Origin of the sequence: Pseudomonas sp. SJZ131 (genome assembly GCF_007828705.1) — a bacterium.
Lineage (GTDB): Bacteria > Pseudomonadota > Gammaproteobacteria > Pseudomonadales > Pseudomonadaceae > Aquipseudomonas > Aquipseudomonas prosekii.
This window is the reverse complement of sequence record NZ_VIVC01000001.1, coordinates 776,074-796,212: the sequence shown is the minus strand read 5'-3', so window position 1 is coordinate 796,212 and position 20,139 is coordinate 776,074. Positions and strand designations below refer to the sequence as shown.

The following is a 20,139-nucleotide window of genomic DNA, read 5'->3' as shown; positions in this document are numbered from 1 at the left end:
AAGCTCAGCTCCCCCCTAGCCCGCTCGCACATTGAGCACAAGTTAAAACCGGCAAGTTCCGTTTACAGACGTTTCGCTATATATTCCGCTATATAGCGTTTACCCCAATAACAACGGAGCCGTTTCATGACCATTCGTGCCTCACGTTTTGCCCCTACTTGCCTTGCCAGCCTGCTCGCGGTATTCGCGTTCGGCTCGGCCCAGGCCGATGAAGTCCAGGTCGCAGTAGCCGCCAACTTCACCGCGCCGATTCAGGCAATCGCCGCCGATTTCGAAAAAGACACTGGGCACAAACTGGTCGCAGCCTATGGCGCAACCGGGCAGTTCTACACCCAGATCAAAAACGGCGCGCCGTTCGAAGTGTTCCTCTCGGCGGATGACAGCACCCCGCAAAAACTCGAAAGCGAAGGCGAAATCGTCAAAGGCTCGCGCTTCACCTACGCCATCGGCACCCTGGCGCTGTGGTCGGCCAAAAAAGGTTACGTCGATGCCAAGGGCGAAGTGCTGACCAATAACCAGTACCAGCACTTGTCCATCGCCAACCCGAAAGCTGCGCCATACGGCTTGGCCGCTACTCAGGTGTTGGCCAAAAAAGGCCTGACCGACAAGGTCAAAAGTAAAATCGTCGAAGGCCAGAACATCACTCAGGCTTATCAATTTGTTTCCACCGGCAACGCCGAATTGGGTTTTGTAGCCTTGTCGCAGATCTACAAAGACGGCAAAGTCACCAGCGGCTCAGCCTGGATCGTTCCGGCCGAATTGCACGACCCAATCAAACAAGACGCGGTGATCCTCAACAAAGGCAAGGACAACCCGGCCGCCAAGGCACTGGTTGACTACCTCAAGGGGCCAAAAGCTGCGGCTGTCATCAAGTCCTACGGTTACCAACTCTAAATGACGCTGACGAGTGCCGATTTTTCCGCCATTTGGCTGACCCTGAAACTGGCGTCCCTGACGACTGTGATCCTGCTGGTCATCGGCACTCCGATTGCGCTGTGGCTGTCGCGCACCCGCTCGTGGTGGCGCGGCCCGGTCGGGGCCATCGTCGCCCTGCCGCTGGTATTGCCACCCACGGTAATCGGCTTCTATTTATTACTGGCGCTCGGACCGCATGGCTTCATCGGCCAGTTCACCCAAGCGCTGGGGCTCGGCACGCTGACTTTCAGTTTTGCCGGATTGGTAATCGGCTCGGTGCTGTATTCAATGCCGTTTGTGGTGCAGCCGCTGCAAAACGCGTTTTCCGCCATCGGCACCCGTCCGCTGGAAGTCGCCGCAACGCTGCGCGCCAATCCGTGGGACACATTTTTCAGCGTGATCCTGCCACTGGCGCGCCCCGGTTTCATCACCGCGGCGATCCTCGGTTTTGCCCACACGGTCGGCGAATTCGGCGTGGTGTTGATGATCGGCGGCAATATCCCGGACAAGACTCGTGTGGTTTCGGTGCAGATCTACGATCACGTCGAAGCCATGGAATACGCCCAGGCGCACTGGCTGGCCGGGGCGATGCTGGTGTTCTCATTCCTGGTGTTGCTGGCGCTGTATTCCAGCCGTAAAACCAAAACGGCCTGGACCTGATTGATGATTCTCACGCGCCTGAAACTCAGCTATTCCGGTTTCGCCCTCGACGTCGACCTGCAATTGCCCGGTCGCGGCGTCAGCGCGCTGTACGGCCATTCCGGCTCGGGCAAGACTACGTGCCTGCGCTGCATCGCCGGGCTGGAGCGCGCCGAAGTGGGCTTTATTCAGGTCAACGATGAAGTCTGGCAGGACAGCAGCCAGAATATTTTCGTCCCGCCGCATAAACGCGCGATTGGTTACGTATTTCAGGAAGCCAGCCTGTTCGCGCACTTATCGGTGCTGGCCAATCTCGAATTCGGCCTCAAGCGCATCGCCAAATCGCAGCGCCGCGTCGACATGGCTCACGCCACCGAACTGCTCGGAATCGGGCATCTGCTCGACCGGCATCCGCAGAATCTGTCCGGCGGCGAGCGCCAGCGCGTCGGCATCGCCCGTGCCCTGCTGACCAGTCCGAAGCTGCTGCTGATGGATGAACCGCTCGCCGCCCTCGACAGTCAGCGTAAAAACGAAATCCTGCCGTACCTGCAACGTCTGCACGATGAACTGGACATACCCGTGCTGTACGTCAGCCACTCGCAGGATGAAGTGGCGCGGCTGGCCGATCACCTCGTGCTGCTGAGCGACGGCAAAGCCCTGGCCAGCGGACCGATTGGCGAAACCCTGGCACGGCTCGACTTGCCGCTGGCCTTGGGCGACGACGCGGGCGTGGTGATCGAGGGGCATGTCAGCGCTTATGACGCCGCCTATCAATTGCTGACCCTGCGACTGCCGAATACCAAACTGAGCATCCGCGTCGCGCATTCGCCGATGGCCGACGGTCAGGCGCTGCGCTGCAAGGTTCAGGCGCGCGATGTCAGCCTTAGCCAGCACGGCGTCGAGCAAAGCAGCATTCTCAATCGCCTGCCGGTGACGGTGGTCAGCGAGCAACCGGCCGACAACGCGGCGCACGTGCTGATTCGCCTGGACGCTGGCGGCTCGCCGTTATTGGCGCGCATTACGCGGTATTCGCGCGATCAGTTGTGCATCCATCCCGGGCAGCAACTCTGGGCGCAAATCAAGGCCGTGGCCGTCCTCGCGTAAATCCGTCGGCACCAACCGCAATCGCGCGCGGTCAATCCTGTACATGCCTTCTTTTTGTTGCCCAGGACTACTGCCATGCCCGATACCGCGCTGACCGATGTGTTGCCACCCGATTTGCATTATGTCGATGACACCCAGCCCGGTATCACGCGCAAAATCCTGCGCGGCAAGTTCTGCTATTTCGATCCCTCGGGTCAGCGCATCAAGGATCCCGACGAAATCAAACGCATCAACGCCCTCGCCGTACCGCCCGCCTACACCAATGTGTGGATCAGCGCCGACCCGCGCGGCCATCTGCAAGCCACCGGGCGCGACGCGCGGGGCCGCAAGCAATACCGTTATCACGCGCGTTGGCGCGAGGTGCGTGATGCCGACAAATACTCGCGCCTGCGCGATTTCGGCATGGCCCTGCCGAAGCTGCGCAAACAACTGGAAGCCCTGCTGGAGGCACCCGGTTTCAGCCGTGACAAAGTCATGGCCACGGTGATTACCTTGCTCGACGCGACGTTGATCCGGGTCGGCAACACGCAATATGCCCGCGATAACCGCTCGTATGGATTGACCACGTTGCGCAACCAGCATGTCGAGGTCAACGGCAGCGCGATCCTGTTCCAGTTTCGCGGCAAGAGCGGCGTCGAACATCAGATCACCGTGAAAGACCGTCGCTTGGCGCGGATCATCAAGCGTTGCCTGGAAATCCCCGGGCAAAACCTGTTCCAGTACCTCGACGAAAACGGCGAGCGCCACACGGTCACGTCTTCCGACGTCAACGCGTACCTGCAAACCCTCACCGGCGGCGATTTCACCGCCAAGGATTACCGCACTTGGGCGGGCAGCGCGTTGGCGTTGTCGGTGCTGCGCGAGTTGCATTGGGAGCCGGAATCCGATGCCAAGCGGCATGTCGTGGAAATGGTCAAGAACGTCGCCAAACAGTTGGGCAACACCCCGGCCGTGTGCCGCAAATGCTACATCCACCCGGCGGTAGTCGATGGCTTCCTGCTGGGCTCGCTGGCCGAATTGCCACGCTCGCGAGTGCGCAAAGGCCTGCGAGCAGAGGAAGTCGGGCTGGCGATTTTCCTAGAGAAAATGGTCGAAGCCGCGGCAAAAGCTTCATAACCGCACTGTTCGAGGACTTGCTCGAACGCGAGTCCTCGTCTAGCCTGACGACCTTTCCTTCTCGCAGGACGACCGCCAACGTGAACAACTAAGCCTTCCAAAATGTTCCCGCGACAAGCCGCTACGGCGCTTGTTGGTTTTTCGACATTTTCCGGAGGTGCCGATGACTCACGTCTCGCGTCTGCCTGCTCTCGTCTCCCTGAACCAACTGGGTTTCCAGTTTGCCAACGGCGAGGCACTTTTCGATTCACTGAACCTCAGCTTCGACCGAGTCCCCAGCGCTATCGTCGGGCGCAACGGCGTCGGCAAAAGCGTGCTCGGACGCTTGATCGCCGGGCAACTCACACCCACCGCCGGCAGCCTGACTCGCCAGGCCAGCGTCGCTTATGTCGCGCAAACGTTTCCAATCATTGAAGGGCAAACCGTCGCCGAATCCACCGGTTGCGCCCCAGCGCTGCACGCCCTCGCGCGTGTGAATCTCGGGCACGCCTCCAGCGAGGATTTCGACACCTTGGCTGACCGTTGGGATTTGCCCGAGCGGCTGCGGCAGTTGCTGGACGAGGCTGGTCTTGCGGACATTGCTTTTGAGCAACTGACGCAACAGTTGAGCGGCGGCCAGCAAGCCCGCATCGCACTGATCGGCGCCCTGCTTGGGCAGGCGCAGCTGCTGGTGCTGGATGAGCCGACCAACCACCTCGACGCAGCAGGTCGGCGTTGGCTGATGCGCATGCTCGATATGTGGCGCGGCGGTTTGATCGTGATCAGCCATGACCGGGAACTGTTGAGCCGCATGCAGCGGATTGTCGAGATAACACCGCGTGGGGCGAGCGTGTTCAGCGGCGATTACTCGGCGTTTCAGCAGCAACGCACTGTCGAAAACGCTGCCGTGCAACGAGTCCTTGATCAGGCTCGCAGCCAACGCACCCGTGAGCGCAGCCGGCTGCAGCGTGAACACGACACAGTGCAGCGCCGCGCCGCGTCCACGCGCAAAAAGGCTGATGTGGCCAATGTCTCCGGTTTTGAACGCGCGCGGATAAAAGGCGCGGCGGCGGACGCCATGGGGCCGGTGCGCCAAACGCATCAATCGCGCAAAAACGCGCTTGATCAGCAGGTGCGACAGGCACACGCCAAGGTGTTGCCGGATGAATGCGTCGTGGTCAATCTGCCCGGCACCGAGGTACCGGCGACGCGTCAGGTGCTGACGCTGATCAACGCGCAATTACCCTGGCTCGCCGCCGACCAACCCGCCACGTATGTGAGCCTGAACATTTGTGGCCCGCTGAGGATTGCGGTCAGCGGTCCGAATGGCTGCGGCAAATCGACTTTGTTGCGAATGCTCGCGGGCGAACATCCGCCGAGCAGCGGTGAATGCATTGCGCATGTGCCGAGCGCGTTTCTCGATCAGCAATTGGCGTTGCTGGACGATCGGCGTGCAGTGGTCGAGCAATTGGGCTTGCTGGACACGCCGCTGGCGGAAGGCCTGTTGCGCAGTTATCTGGCGAATCTGCAACTCGACGCCAGCCGAGTCACCCGGCCCAGCGGTTCATTGAGTGGTGGTGAACGGCTGAAAGCGGCGCTCGCCATCGCCTTATGGCGCAAGGTGCCGGCGCAGTTGTTGTTGCTGGACGAACCGACCAATCATCTGGACCTGCAATCCATCGAGGCATTCGAGCACGCCTTGCGCAGCTTCCCCGGCGCGATCATCGCGGTGTCTCACGATCCGGCATTTCTCGCGGCGCTGGACCCGAGCCACACGCTGCAATGGAAGGCGTGTGGCTGGCAATTGCAGCCGGCCACGCGCAACCAACCGACGAACTGACCTGTGCATTTTTTGCACGATAGCCAAGGGCTTCTATAGTTGATGTGAACACGAATCAGCCACGGTGGTGCCATGGAAGACATTTTCGTCGTGAAGCGCTGCAACAAGATCATCATCCATGGCCGCCGCGCCGGAGAAGTCAGCCACACGCCGCCCGAAGCGACGGTCTGGTTTCGCATCGCCGACACCCGCACCCGTGGTTTTATCGGCGACGGTTTTGATCTGGAAGAAGACGCGCGACGTGAATGCCGGCAGCTTAACGCCAAGTCGCAAGTCACGGCCCGGCAAGGCTGAAACGCGGGTCTACACTTATTGGAGCTGAACGACCAGCAACGCCACCGGCAGAGCTCGCACATGCGGGCTTTTGTTGCATTGCCAGGTTTTCTCTCAACGGAGGTGTGTCATGTCCGAAAAAGAGTCCATCACCACCCTGCTCACCCTGCTTGACTCCCGTCAGGCGCGTCTCGCTGCAGCCTGCAAAGAAATTGCCGACTGGGTTGATCACCAGGGCGGGCACCCGACCGCGCTGAAAATCCGTGATCGCCTGAACGACATCGAAAAGGACACGCCGCTGATTCGCAGCACGCTGTCTTCGTTGCGTCCAGTTGAGCGACCACTGCCACGGTTCAGATAACTTGCCCGCCGCGCATCGCTCGACGGGCAGTATTCAGTTGGCCGGCGGCACCTCAAGCGGTTCGTCGCCGTCGCGACTATTAATAAACGCGTTCCAACGCACGTAAGCGTCGTGTTGGCGTTTGACTGCGTCCTCCCAAAGCGGGCCGGACACTGAGCGGGATGAAATTAATTGCATCATTTCTGATGTTGCAGCATCCAGATTCATCAAAAGCTCGTGTGATTTGATCCGGAAATCATCGACTGATGTCATTTATATCAACCCCATCTGACTTGCTCGCCGACGGCGAAGCAATTGCGTGTGATGGAATTGAGTCGGGAACATTTGAATGATTCCTGTTAGCCGATAACCGGTAGCGCGCCAGGTGAATCGCTTGAGCGCTCGCGGCCGGGACTTTTCTTGCACATCCCTTTCACATTGCGTTCACAACCCAAGCTCTACTGTGGAACCACTCCTTTTGATAAATCCCCTTGGCCCGCCCGCATGCGGGCTTTTTTTTGTCTGGATTTTGAGCAGCGAATTGAAACGCCGCAATTACCAGATGTAATTCAGTTCACTGCCAGAAACGCTTGGGCGGCTTCATGAATGAACACATCAGGCCAAGCGCTGCTCGTCCAGTCACGTCCTGTTCCATTGGGTCTTGAGCCAGGCGAATTTCTTTTTGATACTCCGGCGATTTTTCGGCGAGCAGTGCTTCTTCACCCACCTCGGCGGGTAACTGCATTTCAGGGTCATCGATGGCGTTCTGAATTGTGAATTCGATGCCTGGATAGACGTGAGTACATGCTCTCTGCGCTGCGACGAGCGTCACTGCCATTTCTCGTTCGGTCATTTCCTCTGCCGAGGAAGACGGGACAACACTTAAACCCATAACCGCGACGCCGAATCCAAAAACAGTCTTTTTCATCATTGAAATCAAAACTGGAGCTCCTTGCTGGTGATAAATCGCGAACCCGGAAACGACAAAGGCCTGCATGAGAAACCTCATGCAGGCCTTTGATAAATATGGTGCCCGAAGCCGGAATCGAACCGGCACGCCCTTACGAGCGGGGGATTTTAAGTCCCATGCGTCTACCAATTTCGCCATTCGGGCGGTAGCGCGGTGAAGCGGTCTGAGCGTCGCGACAGCTGTTTGGCTGGGCGACAGTTCTGACGCTGGTGCAGCGGAGGTGGAAATATATACATCCCTCCCCCGTGAAGCAAGTTCGCATATGCACTTTTCAAGACTAAATGCCTCAATGCGGCGCAAAGAAAAAGCTTGGTAGATCAAAGGACTACGAAATACGGCAGGGAAGAAGGTCGAAGTCGGCGCAGCAACAGAGTGAAAAGCTTGAATCGCCGCACCCGACCCCGTGCTCACTCCAGATAAAACGCGCAGCCCGCGGCTGCTTTACTGTTGCATTCAAGTATTGACGATGACGCAACGTCGGCAGATTTGCTCCACTGCGAGGCCATTTCGATCCACATCCCTTGTTGGAAGTTCTTGCCCAAGTCCAGACGCATTGCCAAGAATTGCCCTCCCGACAATTCATACATGCAGCTACTCAGAACCCCGAGGCCGTTGTATTCGTCCTTGGTCAGCACGAACAAGCCTTTGTGGAAGTTCTTGACCCGATCATTTTGGCCATCAACCACGGCTCCGATCCATTCAACGCCATCAGTACTCGCGGGCGCGGTAAAGATCCCTGCATTGTTGTGAATATCCTCTGGCAGCGGGCATGATTCCTCGCTGTCCGGCCACATTGAAATACGAAAATATTGACCTTGCGCAGTTGCGGAGATCGAAAGGAGCATCGATGACAAGCAAACAAGCCTCACAAATATCAATCTGAGCACAACTGCCGTCCGATCAGAAATGGGGAAGGAAGCTTAGATATCATTCGCAGGTTTTTTAATCTGTAGGACTTATCCGAAACTTCGTAGGAATCTACGCGGACTTGGATCGGAAGGTTCTCTGAACAATGCCAGACGATGTCGCGTTGGCGATACTTTCCAGCGCGCATAAAAAAAGCCCCGTAGATCATTGATCTACAGGGCTTTTAAAAGTGGAGGCCGAGGTCGGAATCGAACCGGCGTAGGCGGATTTGCAATCCGCTGCATAACCATTTTGCTACTCGGCCTCAAACATCGGATGTCAGTAGCACGACACCAGACGCATACAAACGTTGAGTTTCGAGACAATTCAATCACTCTCTAACTCTTTGAAAACATTGAGCTTTTTCAGCGGTCAGTGCTTTCGATGGCGTGAATTATGTACTGAATTGCCGAGGGTGGCAACCCCTTGATTTCAAAAAAAATTCTCTCGGGTTGAAGACAGCGCGGCAGGAAGGTTTTCATCCAGGCTTCGCACAGGCACCATCACTGCGGCCGTTCACGCCCATTCTTCAACGGAGATTTGCCATGTCCGCCACTGTTGTTTACCGCCCGATGACCGATGCCGATCTGCCGGCCGCCCTCGCCCTGTCCGAGCAATTGAAGTGGCCACATCGGCTGGACGACTGGGCGATGCTGCTGCGGCTCAGCCTCGGTTTTGTTGCGCTGGATGACGAGCGTCTGATGGGTACGGCATTCACCTGCCCTCAAGGTGATTACGCAACGATTGGCCTGGTGATTGTCAGCAGCGATTACCAGGGCAAGGGCATTGGCCGCGCGTTGATGGAACTGGTGCTGGACGCTTGTCAGACGCGAACGCCAATTCTCAACGCCACCCGCGCTGGTGCGCTGCTGTATGTCAGCCAGGGTTTTGTCGAGTTCGGGCAGATTGCGCAGCATCAGGGCTTGGCGCACGTCCCTGCCCTGCAACCATTAGTGGGCGCTAAAACCTGCCGCCCGTTGCGTGATGCCGATAAGGCGAATGTGCTGGAACTGGCGAATGCCGCGACAGGCATGGAGCGTGGCGCTGTGATCAATGAATTGCTCGGTATCGCCAAAGATTCGGTCGGCATCGAACACAATGGTCGTTTGTGCGCATTTGCGATGTTGCGGGTTTGTGGTCGTGGTTTGAGCATTGGTCCGGTGGTTGCGGAGAATCTCGATCAGGCTCGTCATTTGATTGGGGTTTTGCTCGCGCAGGTGCCGGGCGAGTTTGTGCGCGTTGATATTCCGGCCGATTGCGGGTTGGGTGATTGGCTGGAAACTGTCGGCCTGATGGCAGTTGATAGCGTTACGCAGATGGCTCACGGCGGCCCACCGCGATTAACCGGTGATGTGCGTCAGTTTGCGCTGGTGAGCCAGGCGATTGGTTGAGCACAGTAGCCCTTTGAAGTGGGCCTGCTGCGCAGTCCAACGCGAGCAAGCTCGCTCGCCACAGGATTTTTGCTGGCCACAGGACTTTTACTGGCAACTGGATTCTTGCTGGCTACAGGACTCTTGCTGGCAACTGGATTCTTGCTGGCTACAGGACTCTCGCTGGCAACTGGATTCTTGCTGGCTACAGGACTCTCGCTGGCAACTGGATTCTTGCTGGCTACAGCAATGGTATTTGCTCGACACAGGAACCTGACCTGCCCCAGGCATTTCGTTTGATTGGGCAGCTCTATAAACCTGCAGCCGCGCTTCCCCGCAGCCGCTGCCGATATTCGCTCGGGGTTTCGTGCATTTCGTGGCGGAAGTGCCGGTTGAAATTCGACAGATTCGCGTAGCCCACTTCAAAACAGATATTCGAGACGCTGAGGCCGCTCTGTGCGAGCAATCGGCAGGCGCGCTGCACGCGCAGTTTGCGGGTCAGGTCGACGAAAGTGTGGCCGGTCGAGCGTTTGAAGAATTTGGAGAACGCCGGATCGCTCATCTGCAGACGCTGGGCGATCACCGACAGGCGCAGTTCATCGCCAAGGTCGTTGAGGATGTAATCGAAAACGATGCTCATGCGCTCGGCAGTCAGGGCATCGAGCATCGGCGCGTAGTGCGGGCTGGCGAGGGTTTTGCGTTCGCGTTCGGGCGCTGCGGCCAGCACTTGCAGCAACGAAAGGAACAGGCATAGCCGCTCAAACCCCTGGCTCTGGCCGATCTGCTCAAGCAACTGCGCGGCTTTCGCACGCGTGTCCCCGTTGAACTCGACGCCTTGCGCCGCTTGGCGAAACAGACTTTGCAGCTCGCCGAGTTCAGGCACCAGATTGCGCAGTTGCATCATCGCCTGACCGTCGAACTGCAACACCACGTCGCGCCCGGCAATCAACTCGCCTTTGCCCAGGTCGCTGATCCAGTCGTGGGGCAATCCCGGACCGATCAGCGCGACGTGCCCCGCCTCGAACAGCCCAATGTAATCGCCCGCAAGCAAGCGACCGCTGCCCTCGCGGATCAGGTGAATTTCGAACTCGGGATGATGATTCCAGCGCGCCAGATCAAACGGATAGTCGTGCTGATACCAGCGAAAGCTGTGCTGCGGCTCGTTGAGAATCACTTCGAGCGCCGCTGGTTTTTCCGCCATGGTGCGGGTGGTCGAGCTCATCACGATCACGCCTTGGTTATTTTTGTGGTTCGGCAAGAATCCCACTGCTATGCGGGCCTTGGCTAGCTCGACATTCGGCGGCGACTGATACTTTTTTTCCTTCGGCCAGCGCGGTTAAAAAAGTACCAGTCAAGTGTAGGCCGCTGATTTGTGAGGCGCTGGTCGAGCTGCTGTAATCGGCTCGCCATTGCGGCTGACAACAATAAATTCCTGCTGCCGACGCTGCAGAGCGGAGAACACCATGAAACGTTTGCAAGGTAAAAGTACGCTGATCACCGGTTCGGCGCGCGGCATTGGTCGCGCCTTCGCCCAAGCCTATATCGACGAAGGCGCGACCGTGGCCATCGCTGATATCAACCTCGAACGTGCGCAAATCACCGCCGACGAACTGGGCCCGAATGCCTACGCCGTGGCAATGGACGTCACCGACCAGACCTCTATCGACGCCGCCATCGCCACGGTGGTCGGCAAGGTCGGCAAGCTCGACATCCTGATCAACAACGCCGCGCTGTTTGACCTCGCGCCCATCACCGAGATCACCCGCGACAGCTTTGATCGACTGTTCTCGATCAACGTCGCCGGTACGCTGTTCACCCTGCAGGCCGCCGCGCGGCAAATGATCGCCCAGGGGCATGGCGGCAAAATCATCAACATGGCCAGTCAGGCCGGGCGGCGCGGCGAAGCGTTGGTGGCGGTGTATTGCGCGAGCAAAGCAGCGGTGATCAGCCTGACCCAATCGGCCGGGCTGAACCTGATCAAGCACCGGATCAACGTCAACGCGATTGCTCCGGGCGTGGTCGATGGCGAGCACTGGGACGGCGTCGACGCGCTGTTCGCCAAGTACGAAAACCGCCCGCTCGGCGAGAAGAAAAAACTCGTCGGCGACGAAGTGCCGCTGGGGCGCATGGCGACGGCGCAAGACCTGGTCGGGATGGCGATTTTCCTCGCTTCGGCGGAAAGCGATTACATCGTCGCGCAGACCTATAACGTCGATGGCGGCAACTGGATGAGCTGATCGAGTACCCGCGCAGCCGGTTCGGCTGGTATTGTGCAGCGCTGTGAAAATACGCCGCATGACTGTGAGGGAATTGACGTTGAGTAATGATGAAAAGTTGACTGGCGACCTGTTCGAAGTCGATAAGCGCCTGGGCCTCAAACCCGTGGTCGACTTCAACAACTATCTGCGGATGGCCTTCGGTGACGGCCAATGCACGTGCATCCGTTGCGTCGAAACTGCCGGGGACCAGACCGACTACGAGTATCAGCACACCTTCAACCTCGACGGCCAGGTGCTCAACCGCCGCTTCGCTTCCACCGCCGGCAGCGACGTTTTAATGGTGTTGAAGAAGGCCTGGCTGTCGTATTCCAAAGCGGAGCTGGAGGTTTATGGCAACCTGGCCCTCGACACGGTCAAGGAATTCGTCGAGCCACAGCTGCACAAACGCTTGCAACCGTTGTTCCTCGCCAGCGGTCTGGTCAAGGACGTCGACGGTAACCTGCAATTGCAACAACAACTGGCTGCCTGACTCGGCACCGGGGGACACCAAAATGCCCCCGATGCTGCCAGTTGCGAATCCCTGAACGGATTACTTGGGCTGGGCCACGGTGCGCAGATAAGGTTTCACCGTGGTGAAACCTTCGGGGTATTTCTTGCGTGCGTCCTCATCGGAAACCGAAGTCGGGATGATCACGTCGTCGCCCGGACGCCAGTTAACCGGGGTCGCCACCGTGTGTTTGGCGTTCAGTTGCAGCGCGTCGAGCAAACGTAATACTTCGTCAAAATTGCGCCCGGCGCTCATTGGGTAAATGAGCATTGCCTTGACCTTCTTGTCCGGGCCGATGATGAACACCGAGCGCACCGTCGCGTTGTCCACGGCAGTGCGCGCGCCGCCGCTGGCGTTCGGATGGATCATGTCGTAGAGCTTGGCGACAACCAGATTCTCGTCGCCGATCATCGGGTAATTGACCGCGTGGCCCTGGGTCTCTTCGATGTCTTTGGCCCAGCTGGCGTGGTTGCTGACCGGGTCGACGCTGAGCCCGACGACCTTGGTGTTGCGCTTGTCGAACTCCGGTTTGAGCCCGGCCATATAGCCCAGTTCAGTGGTGCAGACCGGGGTGAAGTCCTTCGGATGGGAAAACAGAATCGCCCATTTATCGCCGATCCATTGGTGGAAATTCAGTGTGCCTTCAGTGCTTTCAACGGTGAAGTCCGGTGCCTCGTCGCCAATACGGATTGCCATGATGATCTCCTTACGGTGAGGTCGTGGGGGAGCCCAACAGCCTTCGCCAACGGCGTTGAACCTGTCAACGCGAGACAGTATAGGAGACGGTTTGCGACCTGCCGGTTACTCGCAACCTGCGGTAACAGGAACCCTTGGCAAGGCGCGTTTGTGTGCGGTTTTGCTGTAGGCATTTTCGATAATCTGCCGCGCCTGCGCCGACACCGTTTCGCCCATCAGGTAAGCGTCGATCTCCTCATAAGTGCAGCCATACGCCGCTTCATCGAGCTTGCCCGGCGCCAGTTCTTCGAGGTCGGCGGTCGGTGGTTTGCGCACTAAATGCGCCGGGGCTTGCAGGGCATCGGCGAGCAGGCGCACCTGGGTTTTGGTTAAGCCCGACAGCGGCGCCAGATCGCAGGCGCCATCGCCGAATTTGGTGAAGAACCCCATCAGCGCTTCGGCGCCGTGGTCGGTGCCGACGACTAGCCCGCCGCTGAAATTGGCGATCGCATATTGCGCGAGCATCCGCGCCCGCGCCTTGACGTTGCCCTTGGCGAAATCCAGCAATTGGGCCGAAGGCTGCAAGCCGTCGATGGCGATGTTGGCCATCAAGCCGTCGACGCACGCGGCGATATTGGCGGTGGTGATCAGGTCCGGGCCGATGAAGTCGAGTGACGCCTGAGCATCTTGTTCATCGGCCTGGGTTTTGTAGGGCAGGCGCACGGCAATAAACCGCGCCTGATAGTGTTCGTCGCGCAATTGCTCGACCGCCATTTGGCACAAGCGCCCGGCGGTCAGCGAATCGACGCCGCCGCTGATCCCCAGCACCAAAGCCTTGCAACCGGACTCGCGCAACACCTGTTTGATGAAGTCGATGCGCCGGGCGATTTCTGCGCTTTCGCCTCCCTTTTTCAACTGACGATCGATGCCCAATTCCCGGGCAATAATGCCTTGCTGTTGTGTGCTCATCTCAGGCTCCCAGTTGCGGATTGATCAGCGTGACGTTGAACACTTGCGCCGCGTAGCGCAGGAACGAGGCGTCTTCGCAGACGTTTTTGATCGGGTCATCGGAGAACTTCACCACCGGTTCGCCGTGCACGCGCACCAGTTTCATGACGATGCTCAGTGGTTCGACGCCTTCAACGTCGCACGCCAGGCTGGTGCCCATGCCGAAGCCGAATTTGGCCTTGCCGCGAACGTGGCGCAGGATCGGCAGGCATTTTTCAAAGTTGAGACCGTCGGAGAACATCAGGTCCTTGGTTCGCGGGTCGATGCCCAGCTCTTTATAACGGCCCAGCACTTTGTCGGCCCAGACGATCGGGTCACCGGAATCCTGACGCAGACCGTCGTAAAGCTTGGCGAAGTACAGGTCAAAATCCTTGAGGAAAAAGTCGGTGCTGATGCAGTCGGTCAGCGCGATCCCCAAGCGGCCACGGTACTCGTGCACCCAGTTTTCCAGCGCGGCGTTCTGGCTCTCGCGCAACCGCCCGAGTTGCTGGTGCACCATCAGCCATTGGTGGGCCATGGTGCCGATCAGTGGCAAGTCGAATTCGTATGCCAGGTGCGCGTTGCTGGTGCCGACGAACACACCGGGGAAGTCGCTGCGCATCACGTTCACCACTTCGCGCTGAGCGCGGAATGACAGACGCCGCCGGGTCGAGAAGTCCGAAACGCGCAACTCGGCGAGTTCTTCGCGGCTGGCGTTTTTCTCCAGCCATTCAAACTTCTGATAGAGCTGGCGCGTGACGTCGGCCAGTTCGACTTCAGGGTATTTGTCGCGGTTGCGCAACTCGCTGACCATCGCCAATACCGGTTGCTCGAACATGATGCAGTGCAGCATCGGCCCGCGAACACGGATGTTCAGTTGACCGTCGACTTCCGCGACGTGGATGTAACGCAGATTGAAGCGGAACAAACCGAGGAATTGTTCGAAGTCCGGCGTCAGGTATTCGCGGAAGCGTTTGTTGAACAGAAACCGCTGCTCGCCCTCGCGCAATTGCAGGCCGGCGAGCTTCTCCAGTTCTTCGCGCAACTGCGGGATCAGGTGCCCGAGGCGTTCTTTGGAGCGGACGATGAACTGGTATTCCACCTCGACGTTCGGGTGCTGGTGCAGCACCGCTTGCATCATGGTGAAGGTGTAGTAATCGGTGTCCAGAAGGCTCTGGATCACGCCGTTGTCGCGGTCGAATGCACTGTCCATGTCATTTTCCTTATGCGTTTGCCAACGTGGCGGTTTCTTCGCGAGTCGCGGTAACCGCGATGCCCGCGTGTTGCATTTGCTCAATGGCCTGGGTGGCGCCCTCCTCGCTGATCGCCCGGCACGCCGGCAGGTGCACGATCACTTTGAAACCGGCGGCGGCGAGTTGCAGCGCTGTGGTCTTGACGCAGAAATCCAGGGCCAGACCACCAACGATGACTTGCTGCACTTGCTGGCTTTTCAGGTATTCGATGACGCCGGTCGAGAGCTTGCCGTGCAGGTCGTGATAGCAGGCGCCATACGGGTGAAGGTCCGGCTCGACACCCTTCCACACGAAGTAGTCGTAGTCATATGGGCTGGGCAATTCGTCGAGCAATTTGAAGCCTTCGGTGCCGGGGATGCAGTGGCTGACCCAGGTCATATCAGCATGTTCGAGGCCGGTTGGTTGAAGCATCTGCGCGTGTTCGGCGACCACCCACGGTGCGTGCGGCGAATGGGCGTCCTTGCTCCCGACCCGCAGACTGGCGAGGGCGGCGATGAAGTTCAGTTCGCCGCCGATCTGATCGCCGCCAGCCACGGGCAGCTCATCCGGGCACAGCGGCGTAAAACTTTTTTGTGCATCGACATCGAAGGAAGCGGTTTTGACGGTTGGGCTGGTCATGGCGTGCTCTCCTGTTCTTGGAGTCAAAGGTACATGTCGTGTACTTTCATGGCAAGCGAGTTTTTAAAAAAGATTTTCGAACGGCTCGTTCTACCTAAACCCTGCGACTTCGCTATTTGGCGCGAACGGATTTTGATGCTAGGGTACACGTCATGTACCTAGCAGGAGATTCAGGCATGTTCGAGTTAGCCTTGTACGGCGGCGCGTTCAACCCGCCACACGCCGGTCACGCCCAAGTGATGATTGAAGCCGCCGCACGAGCCAAGCGCGTGCTGGTCGCGCCAAGCTTTCGCCACCCCTATGGCAAACGCATGGCGGATTACCCGTTGCGGCTGAGCTGGCTGGAATCGATTGTCAAGCACGTGCGGCCGCTGTGCCGTGGCGACATTGCGGTCAGCCGCGTCGAACAGCAGGTTGCACGCGAGATTGACGGGCCGACCTACAGCTACACCCTGCTCGCCCACCTCGCCGAGAGCCTGGCGCTGGACGGTAAACAGATTGCCTTGGTGGTTGGCGAAGACATTGCGCAGTTGCTGCCGAGCTTCTATCGCGGCGAGGAATTACTGGAGCGCTTTTCGATCATGTGCATCGAGGAAACCATTCATGTGCGCAGCACCGCGATTCGCCAACGTCTGGCGTTGGGCGAGGCTCTGCCCAGCCAATGGATGGCGCCGGGGATGAACCCGGTAAACTACGACCTCTACGCCGCTCACGGAAACTCCCATGCCTGACCGCACCGCGCTGCCCACTGAAACGTTGCCCCGCGCCTACTTGCACACCATCGACCTGTGCGTGTTGCGCTACTGCCGCGACAATCACGCCTTGCAAATCCTGCTCAATCGCCGCGAAGCCGAGCCGTTCGCCGGCCACTGGGCGCTGCCCGGCATCGTCGTCAACGGCGGCGTCGAAGACCTGACATTGGCCGACGCGGTCGAGCGGTTGCGCCAGTCGAGCAAGGTCGGCATGCCGTTGGCGTGGATCGAACAAGTTGGCACGGTCGGCGATGCGTTTCGCGACCCACGCTGCTGGTCGTCATCGACGTTTTACCTGGCGATCGTCAGCGAGCCGGTACAGCTCGCTGAGCATCAGCGCTTTTTCCCGTTGCAGGACGTCGCCGATGCCTCGACCAAATTGCCGTTCGATCACAACCAACTGGTCGCCGCCGTGCAGGAGCGCCTGCTGTCGAAATCGCTCTACAGCAGCCTGCCGCTGATGTTCCTCGGTAACGAGTTCAGCGCGCCGGAAGCGGTGAATATTTTCTCGCTGGTGCTGGAGCGTCCGGTGCTCAAAACCAGTATTCGCCAACGCCTGTTGAAGATGACCGAGGCCGGCCATCTGCAGGAAACCGGGCGCAAGAAAAGCGGCGACGGCGGCCGCCCGCAAGCCACCGTCGAGAACCTGAAACCTGCGAGCCTTTATCTGTTTGACCGGTGTTTTCTCGAGTGACGATTGATCAGTGTGCGGCGAGCGTTTGAACGGCAGCATAGCGCTCAGTCGGAGCGCATTCGAGCCCTTGAAAACCGCACAAATCAGCCCGATTTTCCTTCCGCAAATCAAAAGGTAACGTCGGCCGTCAATTGCTTTGAATTTTTTTCTGACGCGACCACTCCTTTATCTATGAGCAAAAGGAGGGGGACTCATGAACACCGGTCTTTACGTCATTGAGTACAAACTGCACGGCAAAACCAAGTCGTTCATTATCCGCGCCAAGGTAATGAACAATGGCGATGCCTGGCACTGGGCTAGTTGTGATGCCGGCATCGCGCCGATACCCAAACCCGGTCGACCGCCGCTCAAGGTTGTGTCCAAACCCCAGGCTGAAAAGTACGGGGTGACTGAGGTCAAGTGGCGTGAATCGGCAACGTTGACGTGGTCGGAGGTGACGACATTGTAAGCCTAACCGCCACGGCTCCCGTAGGAGCGAGGCTTGCCCGCGAAGGCGTCTGCACGTTCAACATCACCGTTGACTGTTGAATAGCCTTCGCGGGCAAGCCTCGCTCCTACAGGGGGCTTTCATTCATGCAATAAAACGGCGCCGGCAAATTTGCCGGCGCCGTTTTATTGCATCCTCAGCCCAACGCGGTATCGAGGAACATCATCACCCCGAAACCGAGCATCAAACCGAGCGTTGCCGGCATCTCGTGGCCGTTGCGATGGGTCTCCGGAATCACTTCATGCGACACCACAAAAATCATCGCCCCGGCCGCCAGGCCCAACGCAACCGGATAACCCAGGGCAAAACTGCTGGAGATGCCCAGGCCGATGACCGCGCCCAGTGGCTCCATCAATCCCGAGCCAATCGCGATCAGCGCCGCGCGCCAGGTCGAGATGCCGGTGACGCGCAAGGCGAGTGCCACGGCGAGACCTTCGGGGATGTCCTGAATCGCAATCGCGGTGGTCAGCGGCAGGCCGACTTTCATGTCGCCATTGGCGAAACTCACGCCAATCGCCATGCCTTCGGGCAGGTTGTGCAAAGTGATCGCCAGCACGAACAGCCAGACGCGATTGAAGCGCTGCGCTTCCGGACCTTTGCGCCCGCTCTTCTCGTGCTCATGCGGAACAAAGCGCTCCAGCCCGACCATCAGCGCCACACCCAATGCCAATCCAAACACCACGACACAGGCTGCGAGCAGTTTGTTGCCGGCAATCGACTGCGCCGCGTCGATGCCGGGCAGGATCAGCGAGAACGAACTGGCGGCGAGCATCATCCCGGCAGCGAAGCCGAGCATGATGTCCTGCGTGCGGGCACTGATGTCGCGCAATACCACGGCGGCGACGGCGCCGAGGGCAGTCGCGCCGAAACCGGAAAAACCACCGAGCAAGGCGTAATTCAGGTTGGCGCGGTTGTCGCCCGTGAACGCGCTATAACCGCTGATCAGCAACAGAACCGTGACGCCCACCAAAGTCGCCCAGAACAGGATGGCCAACCAGTTGCCGCTCTTGCCGGGGTCAAGCCCGGCGTGCCAGGACGTTCTAGTGGGCGAAGAAGGGTCGGACATAAAAACCTCTATTTGCCATTGGAGCGTTTGCCGTTTGCCCTCGGTGCCGCCGCGTGAATCTGCCGCGAGAGCCGTGACGCCTCTCGCTCGAAAGCCATAGCGGTGGAGCTGAACAGACGCGAAAAGCCCTCGAACGATTCTGCCGAGGACATCTTTGTAGTAGAGACCATTTGATTCACCTCAATTGTTCAATCTGCTTTCGTTAAATGGAGTTTTTCAGCAAAAAAAAACCGCACGCCAAAGTGGCGTGCGGTCGTCCCGTCAGGCATCCGCCCGTTGTTGCAATCCTGCACCCAGATCCGCGCCCGTGACCGGGTCGCTGTCAGGGTCGGACATGGTGCGCATTTTCATGTCCAACAGCAGTTCTTCGTCCTCGGCGCTCAACTGCACGCTGGCCGAGCCATCGCCGCCGTCCACTGCCGGTTGCGGGTCTTCGACATATTCCCAATCTTCGCCCTGATTCCATGGACCGCGTGTGCTGCCCTCGCCCTGCGACAGGTTGAAGTAGACGTTGGTGAACTCCGGCATGCCCGGAAGCTTGCCTTGGGGGAAGTTCGGCTGGATCGCGTGCAAGGCTTTTTCGAAGGACAGTTGATGGGCGATTTCACGGGTCATCAGGAAACCGAGCGCTTCTTTCACGCCGGGATCATCGGTGACGTTCATCAGTCGCTCATAGACGATTTTCGCCCGCGCCTCGGCAGCGATGTTCGAGCGGAAATCTGCAGTCGGCTCGCCGATGGTATCGACGTAAGCGGCTGACCACGGCACGCCGGCCGAGTTGGTCAGTGGCGCGCCGGCGCCGTACAGCAGGCTGGTGATGTGCGAATCGTTACCGGCGCCGTTGATCGCGCGGTACAACTCGCCCTCTTCTTCCACGCCTTCGGCCAGTCGACCCTTGGCGCCCTTGTTGAGCATTACGATGATCGAACCGACGATCTCCAGGTGGCTGAGCTCTTCGGTGGCGATGTCCATCAGCAGGTCTTTCCTGCCTGGATCATCTTCGGCCAGCGCCTGGGTGAAGTAGCGTGAAGCGGCGGCAAGTTCGCCTTGGGCGCCGCCGAATTGTTCCAGTAAAAGGTTCGCCAACCCAGGGTTGGGTTGAGCTACGCGTACGGTGTATTGGAGTCGCTTGTTGTGTAAAAACATGATGGATCTCCTCAGGCCTTAAAGGCTGCGTAACTCATTCGCCGGTTGACTGAATGCGCCGCCCACAAACATCTGAAGCTGGGGCCATCGGGAAAATTTTATAAAGATTGAAGGCTCGCGACAGGCGGCATCGAACGCGGCAAATCGGCGCTTTTCCGTGCCAGTCGTCGGTGATTGGCGAAACACTTCAAACTTTGGATTGCTCGCTGATCTCAACCGCTGTCACGCCAATTCGGGGCGATC

General features: G+C 58.8%; 23 protein-coding genes and 2 tRNA genes. 13 read left to right on the top strand and 12 right to left on the bottom strand.

Annotated features, from left to right (window positions below; genetic code table 11):
• The first annotated feature begins 126 nt into the window (after nucleotides 1–126).
• The 7 genes from modA to FBY12_RS03360 all read left to right on the top strand — a co-directional run bounded on the left by modA (nucleotide 127) and on the right by FBY12_RS03360 (nucleotide 6,227).
• On the top strand, nucleotides 127–894 hold the full coding sequence (gene modA / locus FBY12_RS03390; protein WP_145251187.1) for a molybdate ABC transporter substrate-binding protein: 768 nt from the start codon (nucleotides 127–129) through the stop codon (nucleotides 892–894).
• On the top strand, nucleotides 895–1,575 hold the full coding sequence (modB, locus tag FBY12_RS03385) for a molybdate ABC transporter permease subunit (RefSeq protein WP_145251184.1): 681 nt from the start codon (nucleotides 895–897) through the stop codon (nucleotides 1,573–1,575). It abuts the gene before it with no gap.
• A 3-nt stretch (nucleotides 1,576–1,578) separates the two neighbouring features.
• On the top strand, nucleotides 1,579–2,658 hold the full coding sequence (gene modC, locus FBY12_RS03380; protein WP_145251181.1) for a molybdenum ABC transporter ATP-binding protein: 1,080 nt from the start codon (nucleotides 1,579–1,581) through the stop codon (nucleotides 2,656–2,658).
• A gap of 75 nt (nucleotides 2,659–2,733) precedes the next feature.
• Nucleotides 2,734–3,774 (top strand): DNA topoisomerase IB, encoded by a 1,041-nt coding sequence (locus FBY12_RS03375; protein WP_145251178.1) that lies wholly within the window; start codon nucleotides 2,734–2,736, stop codon nucleotides 3,772–3,774.
• 163 nt (nucleotides 3,775–3,937) lie between these two features.
• On the top strand, nucleotides 3,938–5,593 hold the full coding sequence (locus FBY12_RS03370; RefSeq protein WP_145251175.1) for an ABC-F family ATP-binding cassette domain-containing protein: 1,656 nt from the start codon (nucleotides 3,938–3,940) through the stop codon (nucleotides 5,591–5,593).
• A gap of 72 nt (nucleotides 5,594–5,665) precedes the next feature.
• On the top strand, nucleotides 5,666–5,887 hold the full coding sequence (locus tag FBY12_RS03365) for a hypothetical protein (protein ID WP_145251172.1): 222 nt from the start codon (nucleotides 5,666–5,668) through the stop codon (nucleotides 5,885–5,887).
• Nucleotides 5,888–5,996: 109 nt separating this feature from the next.
• The gene (locus FBY12_RS03360; RefSeq protein WP_092269087.1) at nucleotides 5,997–6,227 is read left to right on the top strand and encodes a hypothetical protein; all 231 of its coding nucleotides are present in this window, start codon (nucleotides 5,997–5,999) and stop codon (nucleotides 6,225–6,227) included.
• Nucleotides 6,228–6,260: 33 nt separating this feature from the next.
• Here FBY12_RS03360 and FBY12_RS03355 read toward each other — a convergent pair whose 3' ends face one another.
• From FBY12_RS03355 to FBY12_RS03335, 5 genes are all read right to left on the bottom strand, one after another.
• Nucleotides 6,261–6,479 carry a hypothetical protein gene (locus FBY12_RS03355; RefSeq protein ID WP_092269090.1) on the bottom strand — a complete coding sequence of 73 codons (219 nt, stop codon included), beginning with the start codon at nucleotides 6,477–6,479 and terminating at the stop codon, nucleotides 6,261–6,263.
• A 301-nt stretch (nucleotides 6,480–6,780) separates the two neighbouring features.
• Nucleotides 6,781–7,203 (bottom strand): hypothetical protein, encoded by a 423-nt coding sequence (locus FBY12_RS03350; RefSeq protein ID WP_145251169.1) that lies wholly within the window; start codon nucleotides 7,201–7,203, stop codon nucleotides 6,781–6,783.
• A gap of 30 nt (nucleotides 7,204–7,233) precedes the next feature.
• Nucleotides 7,234–7,320: transfer RNA gene (locus FBY12_RS03345), tRNA-Leu, on the bottom strand.
• Nucleotides 7,321–7,583: 263 nt separating this feature from the next.
• The gene (locus tag FBY12_RS03340; RefSeq protein ID WP_121730673.1) at nucleotides 7,584–8,021 is read right to left on the bottom strand and encodes a DUF3757 domain-containing protein; all 438 of its coding nucleotides are present in this window, start codon (nucleotides 8,019–8,021) and stop codon (nucleotides 7,584–7,586) included.
• Between the two features lie 252 nt (nucleotides 8,022–8,273).
• Nucleotides 8,274–8,347: transfer RNA gene (locus FBY12_RS03335), tRNA-Cys, on the bottom strand.
• A 280-nt stretch (nucleotides 8,348–8,627) separates the two neighbouring features.
• On the opposite strand from FBY12_RS03335, the gene FBY12_RS03330 reads away from it, so the two are divergent.
• Entirely contained in the window at nucleotides 8,628–9,473 is an 846-nt protein-coding gene (locus FBY12_RS03330; protein WP_145251163.1) for a GNAT family N-acetyltransferase, read from the top strand.
• A 289-nt stretch (nucleotides 9,474–9,762) separates the two neighbouring features.
• On the opposite strand, the gene FBY12_RS03325 is transcribed toward FBY12_RS03330, so the two are convergent.
• Complete coding sequence (locus FBY12_RS03325) at nucleotides 9,763–10,674, bottom strand: AraC family transcriptional regulator (RefSeq protein ID WP_178111710.1); 912 nt, start codon at nucleotides 10,672–10,674, stop codon at nucleotides 9,763–9,765.
• Nucleotides 10,675–10,915: 241 nt separating this feature from the next.
• Here FBY12_RS03325 and FBY12_RS03320 point away from each other — a divergent pair, with 241 nt between their 5' ends.
• Nucleotides 10,916–11,689: an L-iditol 2-dehydrogenase gene (locus tag FBY12_RS03320; protein WP_145251160.1), complete on the top strand. Its 774-nt coding sequence runs from the start codon at nucleotides 10,916–10,918 to the stop codon at nucleotides 11,687–11,689.
• A 79-nt stretch (nucleotides 11,690–11,768) separates the two neighbouring features.
• On the top strand, nucleotides 11,769–12,200 hold the full coding sequence (locus tag FBY12_RS03315; protein WP_101208790.1) for a hypothetical protein: 432 nt from the start codon (nucleotides 11,769–11,771) through the stop codon (nucleotides 12,198–12,200).
• A gap of 60 nt (nucleotides 12,201–12,260) precedes the next feature.
• Here FBY12_RS03315 and FBY12_RS03310 read toward each other — a convergent pair whose 3' ends face one another.
• From FBY12_RS03310 to FBY12_RS03295, 4 genes are all read right to left on the bottom strand, one after another.
• Nucleotides 12,261–12,914 (bottom strand): peroxiredoxin, encoded by a 654-nt coding sequence (locus FBY12_RS03310; RefSeq protein WP_121730670.1) that lies wholly within the window; start codon nucleotides 12,912–12,914, stop codon nucleotides 12,261–12,263.
• Nucleotides 12,915–13,019: 105 nt separating this feature from the next.
• Complete coding sequence (nadE, locus tag FBY12_RS03305; RefSeq protein WP_145251157.1) at nucleotides 13,020–13,862, bottom strand: ammonia-dependent NAD(+) synthetase; 843 nt, start codon at nucleotides 13,860–13,862, stop codon at nucleotides 13,020–13,022.
• Nucleotide 13,863: 1 nt separating this feature from the next.
• Entirely contained in the window at nucleotides 13,864–15,093 is a 1,230-nt protein-coding gene (pncB, locus tag FBY12_RS03300) for a nicotinate phosphoribosyltransferase (protein ID WP_145251154.1), read from the bottom strand.
• A 10-nt stretch (nucleotides 15,094–15,103) separates the two neighbouring features.
• On the bottom strand, nucleotides 15,104–15,751 hold the full coding sequence (locus tag FBY12_RS03295; protein WP_145251151.1) for a nicotinamidase: 648 nt from the start codon (nucleotides 15,749–15,751) through the stop codon (nucleotides 15,104–15,106).
• A gap of 176 nt (nucleotides 15,752–15,927) precedes the next feature.
• Here FBY12_RS03295 and FBY12_RS03290 point away from each other — a divergent pair, with 176 nt between their 5' ends.
• The 3 genes from FBY12_RS03290 (at nucleotide 15,928) to FBY12_RS03280 (ending at nucleotide 17,645) form a co-directional block, all read left to right on the top strand.
• Nucleotides 15,928–16,482, top strand: a complete 555-nt coding sequence (locus tag FBY12_RS03290) for an adenylyltransferase/cytidyltransferase family protein (protein WP_145251148.1) — start codon at nucleotides 15,928–15,930, stop codon at nucleotides 16,480–16,482.
• Entirely contained in the window at nucleotides 16,475–17,197 is a 723-nt protein-coding gene (locus FBY12_RS03285; protein ID WP_145251145.1) for an NUDIX hydrolase, read from the top strand. The genes FBY12_RS03290 and FBY12_RS03285 overlap by 8 nt, the downstream gene beginning before the upstream one ends.
• Nucleotides 17,198–17,390: 193 nt before the next feature.
• Nucleotides 17,391–17,645: a DUF6555 family protein gene (locus FBY12_RS03280; RefSeq protein WP_145251142.1), complete on the top strand. Its 255-nt coding sequence runs from the start codon at nucleotides 17,391–17,393 to the stop codon at nucleotides 17,643–17,645.
• Nucleotides 17,646–17,820: 175 nt separating this feature from the next.
• Here FBY12_RS03280 and FBY12_RS03275 read toward each other — a convergent pair whose 3' ends face one another.
• The gene (locus FBY12_RS03275) at nucleotides 17,821–18,750 is read right to left on the bottom strand and encodes a ZIP family metal transporter (RefSeq protein WP_145251139.1); all 930 of its coding nucleotides are present in this window, start codon (nucleotides 18,748–18,750) and stop codon (nucleotides 17,821–17,823) included.
• A 261-nt stretch (nucleotides 18,751–19,011) separates the two neighbouring features.
• Entirely contained in the window at nucleotides 19,012–19,896 is an 885-nt protein-coding gene (locus FBY12_RS03270; RefSeq protein ID WP_121730663.1) for a manganese catalase family protein, read from the bottom strand.
• Nucleotides 19,897–20,139: the final 243 nt, after the last annotated feature.

Coding starts and splice junctions, on each gene's coding strand:
- FBY12_RS03280 (WP_145251142.1), top strand. CDS start 17,391: ATGAACACCGGTCTTTACGTCATTGAGTACAAACTGCACGGCAAAACC.
- FBY12_RS03320 (WP_145251160.1), top strand. CDS start 10,916: ATGAAACGTTTGCAAGGTAAAAGTACGCTGATCACCGGTTCGGCGCGC.
- modB (WP_145251184.1), top strand. CDS start 895: ATGACGCTGACGAGTGCCGATTTTTCCGCCATTTGGCTGACCCTGAAA.
- FBY12_RS03365 (WP_145251172.1), top strand. CDS start 5,666: ATGGAAGACATTTTCGTCGTGAAGCGCTGCAACAAGATCATCATCCAT.
- pncB (WP_145251154.1), bottom strand. CDS start 15,093: ATGGACAGTGCATTCGACCGCGACAACGGCGTGATCCAGAGCCTTCTG.
- FBY12_RS03340 (WP_121730673.1), bottom strand. CDS start 8,021: ATGCTCCTTTCGATCTCCGCAACTGCGCAAGGTCAATATTTTCGTATT.
- FBY12_RS03360 (WP_092269087.1), top strand. CDS start 5,997: ATGTCCGAAAAAGAGTCCATCACCACCCTGCTCACCCTGCTTGACTCC.
- FBY12_RS03285 (WP_145251145.1), top strand. CDS start 16,475: ATGCCTGACCGCACCGCGCTGCCCACTGAAACGTTGCCCCGCGCCTAC.
- FBY12_RS03355 (WP_092269090.1), bottom strand. CDS start 6,479: ATGACATCAGTCGATGATTTCCGGATCAAATCACACGAGCTTTTGATG.
- FBY12_RS03310 (WP_121730670.1), bottom strand. CDS start 12,914: ATGGCAATCCGTATTGGCGACGAGGCACCGGACTTCACCGTTGAAAGC.
- FBY12_RS03270 (WP_121730663.1), bottom strand. CDS start 19,896: ATGTTTTTACACAACAAGCGACTCCAATACACCGTACGCGTAGCTCAA.
- FBY12_RS03330 (WP_145251163.1), top strand. CDS start 8,628: ATGTCCGCCACTGTTGTTTACCGCCCGATGACCGATGCCGATCTGCCG.
- FBY12_RS03375 (WP_145251178.1), top strand. CDS start 2,734: ATGCCCGATACCGCGCTGACCGATGTGTTGCCACCCGATTTGCATTAT.
- FBY12_RS03275 (WP_145251139.1), bottom strand. CDS start 18,750: ATGTCCGACCCTTCTTCGCCCACTAGAACGTCCTGGCACGCCGGGCTT.
- FBY12_RS03350 (WP_145251169.1), bottom strand. CDS start 7,203: ATGCAGGCCTTTGTCGTTTCCGGGTTCGCGATTTATCACCAGCAAGGA.
- nadE (WP_145251157.1), bottom strand. CDS start 13,862: ATGAGCACACAACAGCAAGGCATTATTGCCCGGGAATTGGGCATCGAT.
- FBY12_RS03370 (WP_145251175.1), top strand. CDS start 3,938: ATGACTCACGTCTCGCGTCTGCCTGCTCTCGTCTCCCTGAACCAACTG.
- modC (WP_145251181.1), top strand. CDS start 1,579: ATGATTCTCACGCGCCTGAAACTCAGCTATTCCGGTTTCGCCCTCGAC.
- modA (WP_145251187.1), top strand. CDS start 127: ATGACCATTCGTGCCTCACGTTTTGCCCCTACTTGCCTTGCCAGCCTG.
- FBY12_RS03325 (WP_178111710.1), bottom strand. CDS start 10,674: ATGAGCTCGACCACCCGCACCATGGCGGAAAAACCAGCGGCGCTCGAA.
- FBY12_RS03290 (WP_145251148.1), top strand. CDS start 15,928: ATGTTCGAGTTAGCCTTGTACGGCGGCGCGTTCAACCCGCCACACGCC.
- FBY12_RS03295 (WP_145251151.1), bottom strand. CDS start 15,751: ATGACCAGCCCAACCGTCAAAACCGCTTCCTTCGATGTCGATGCACAA.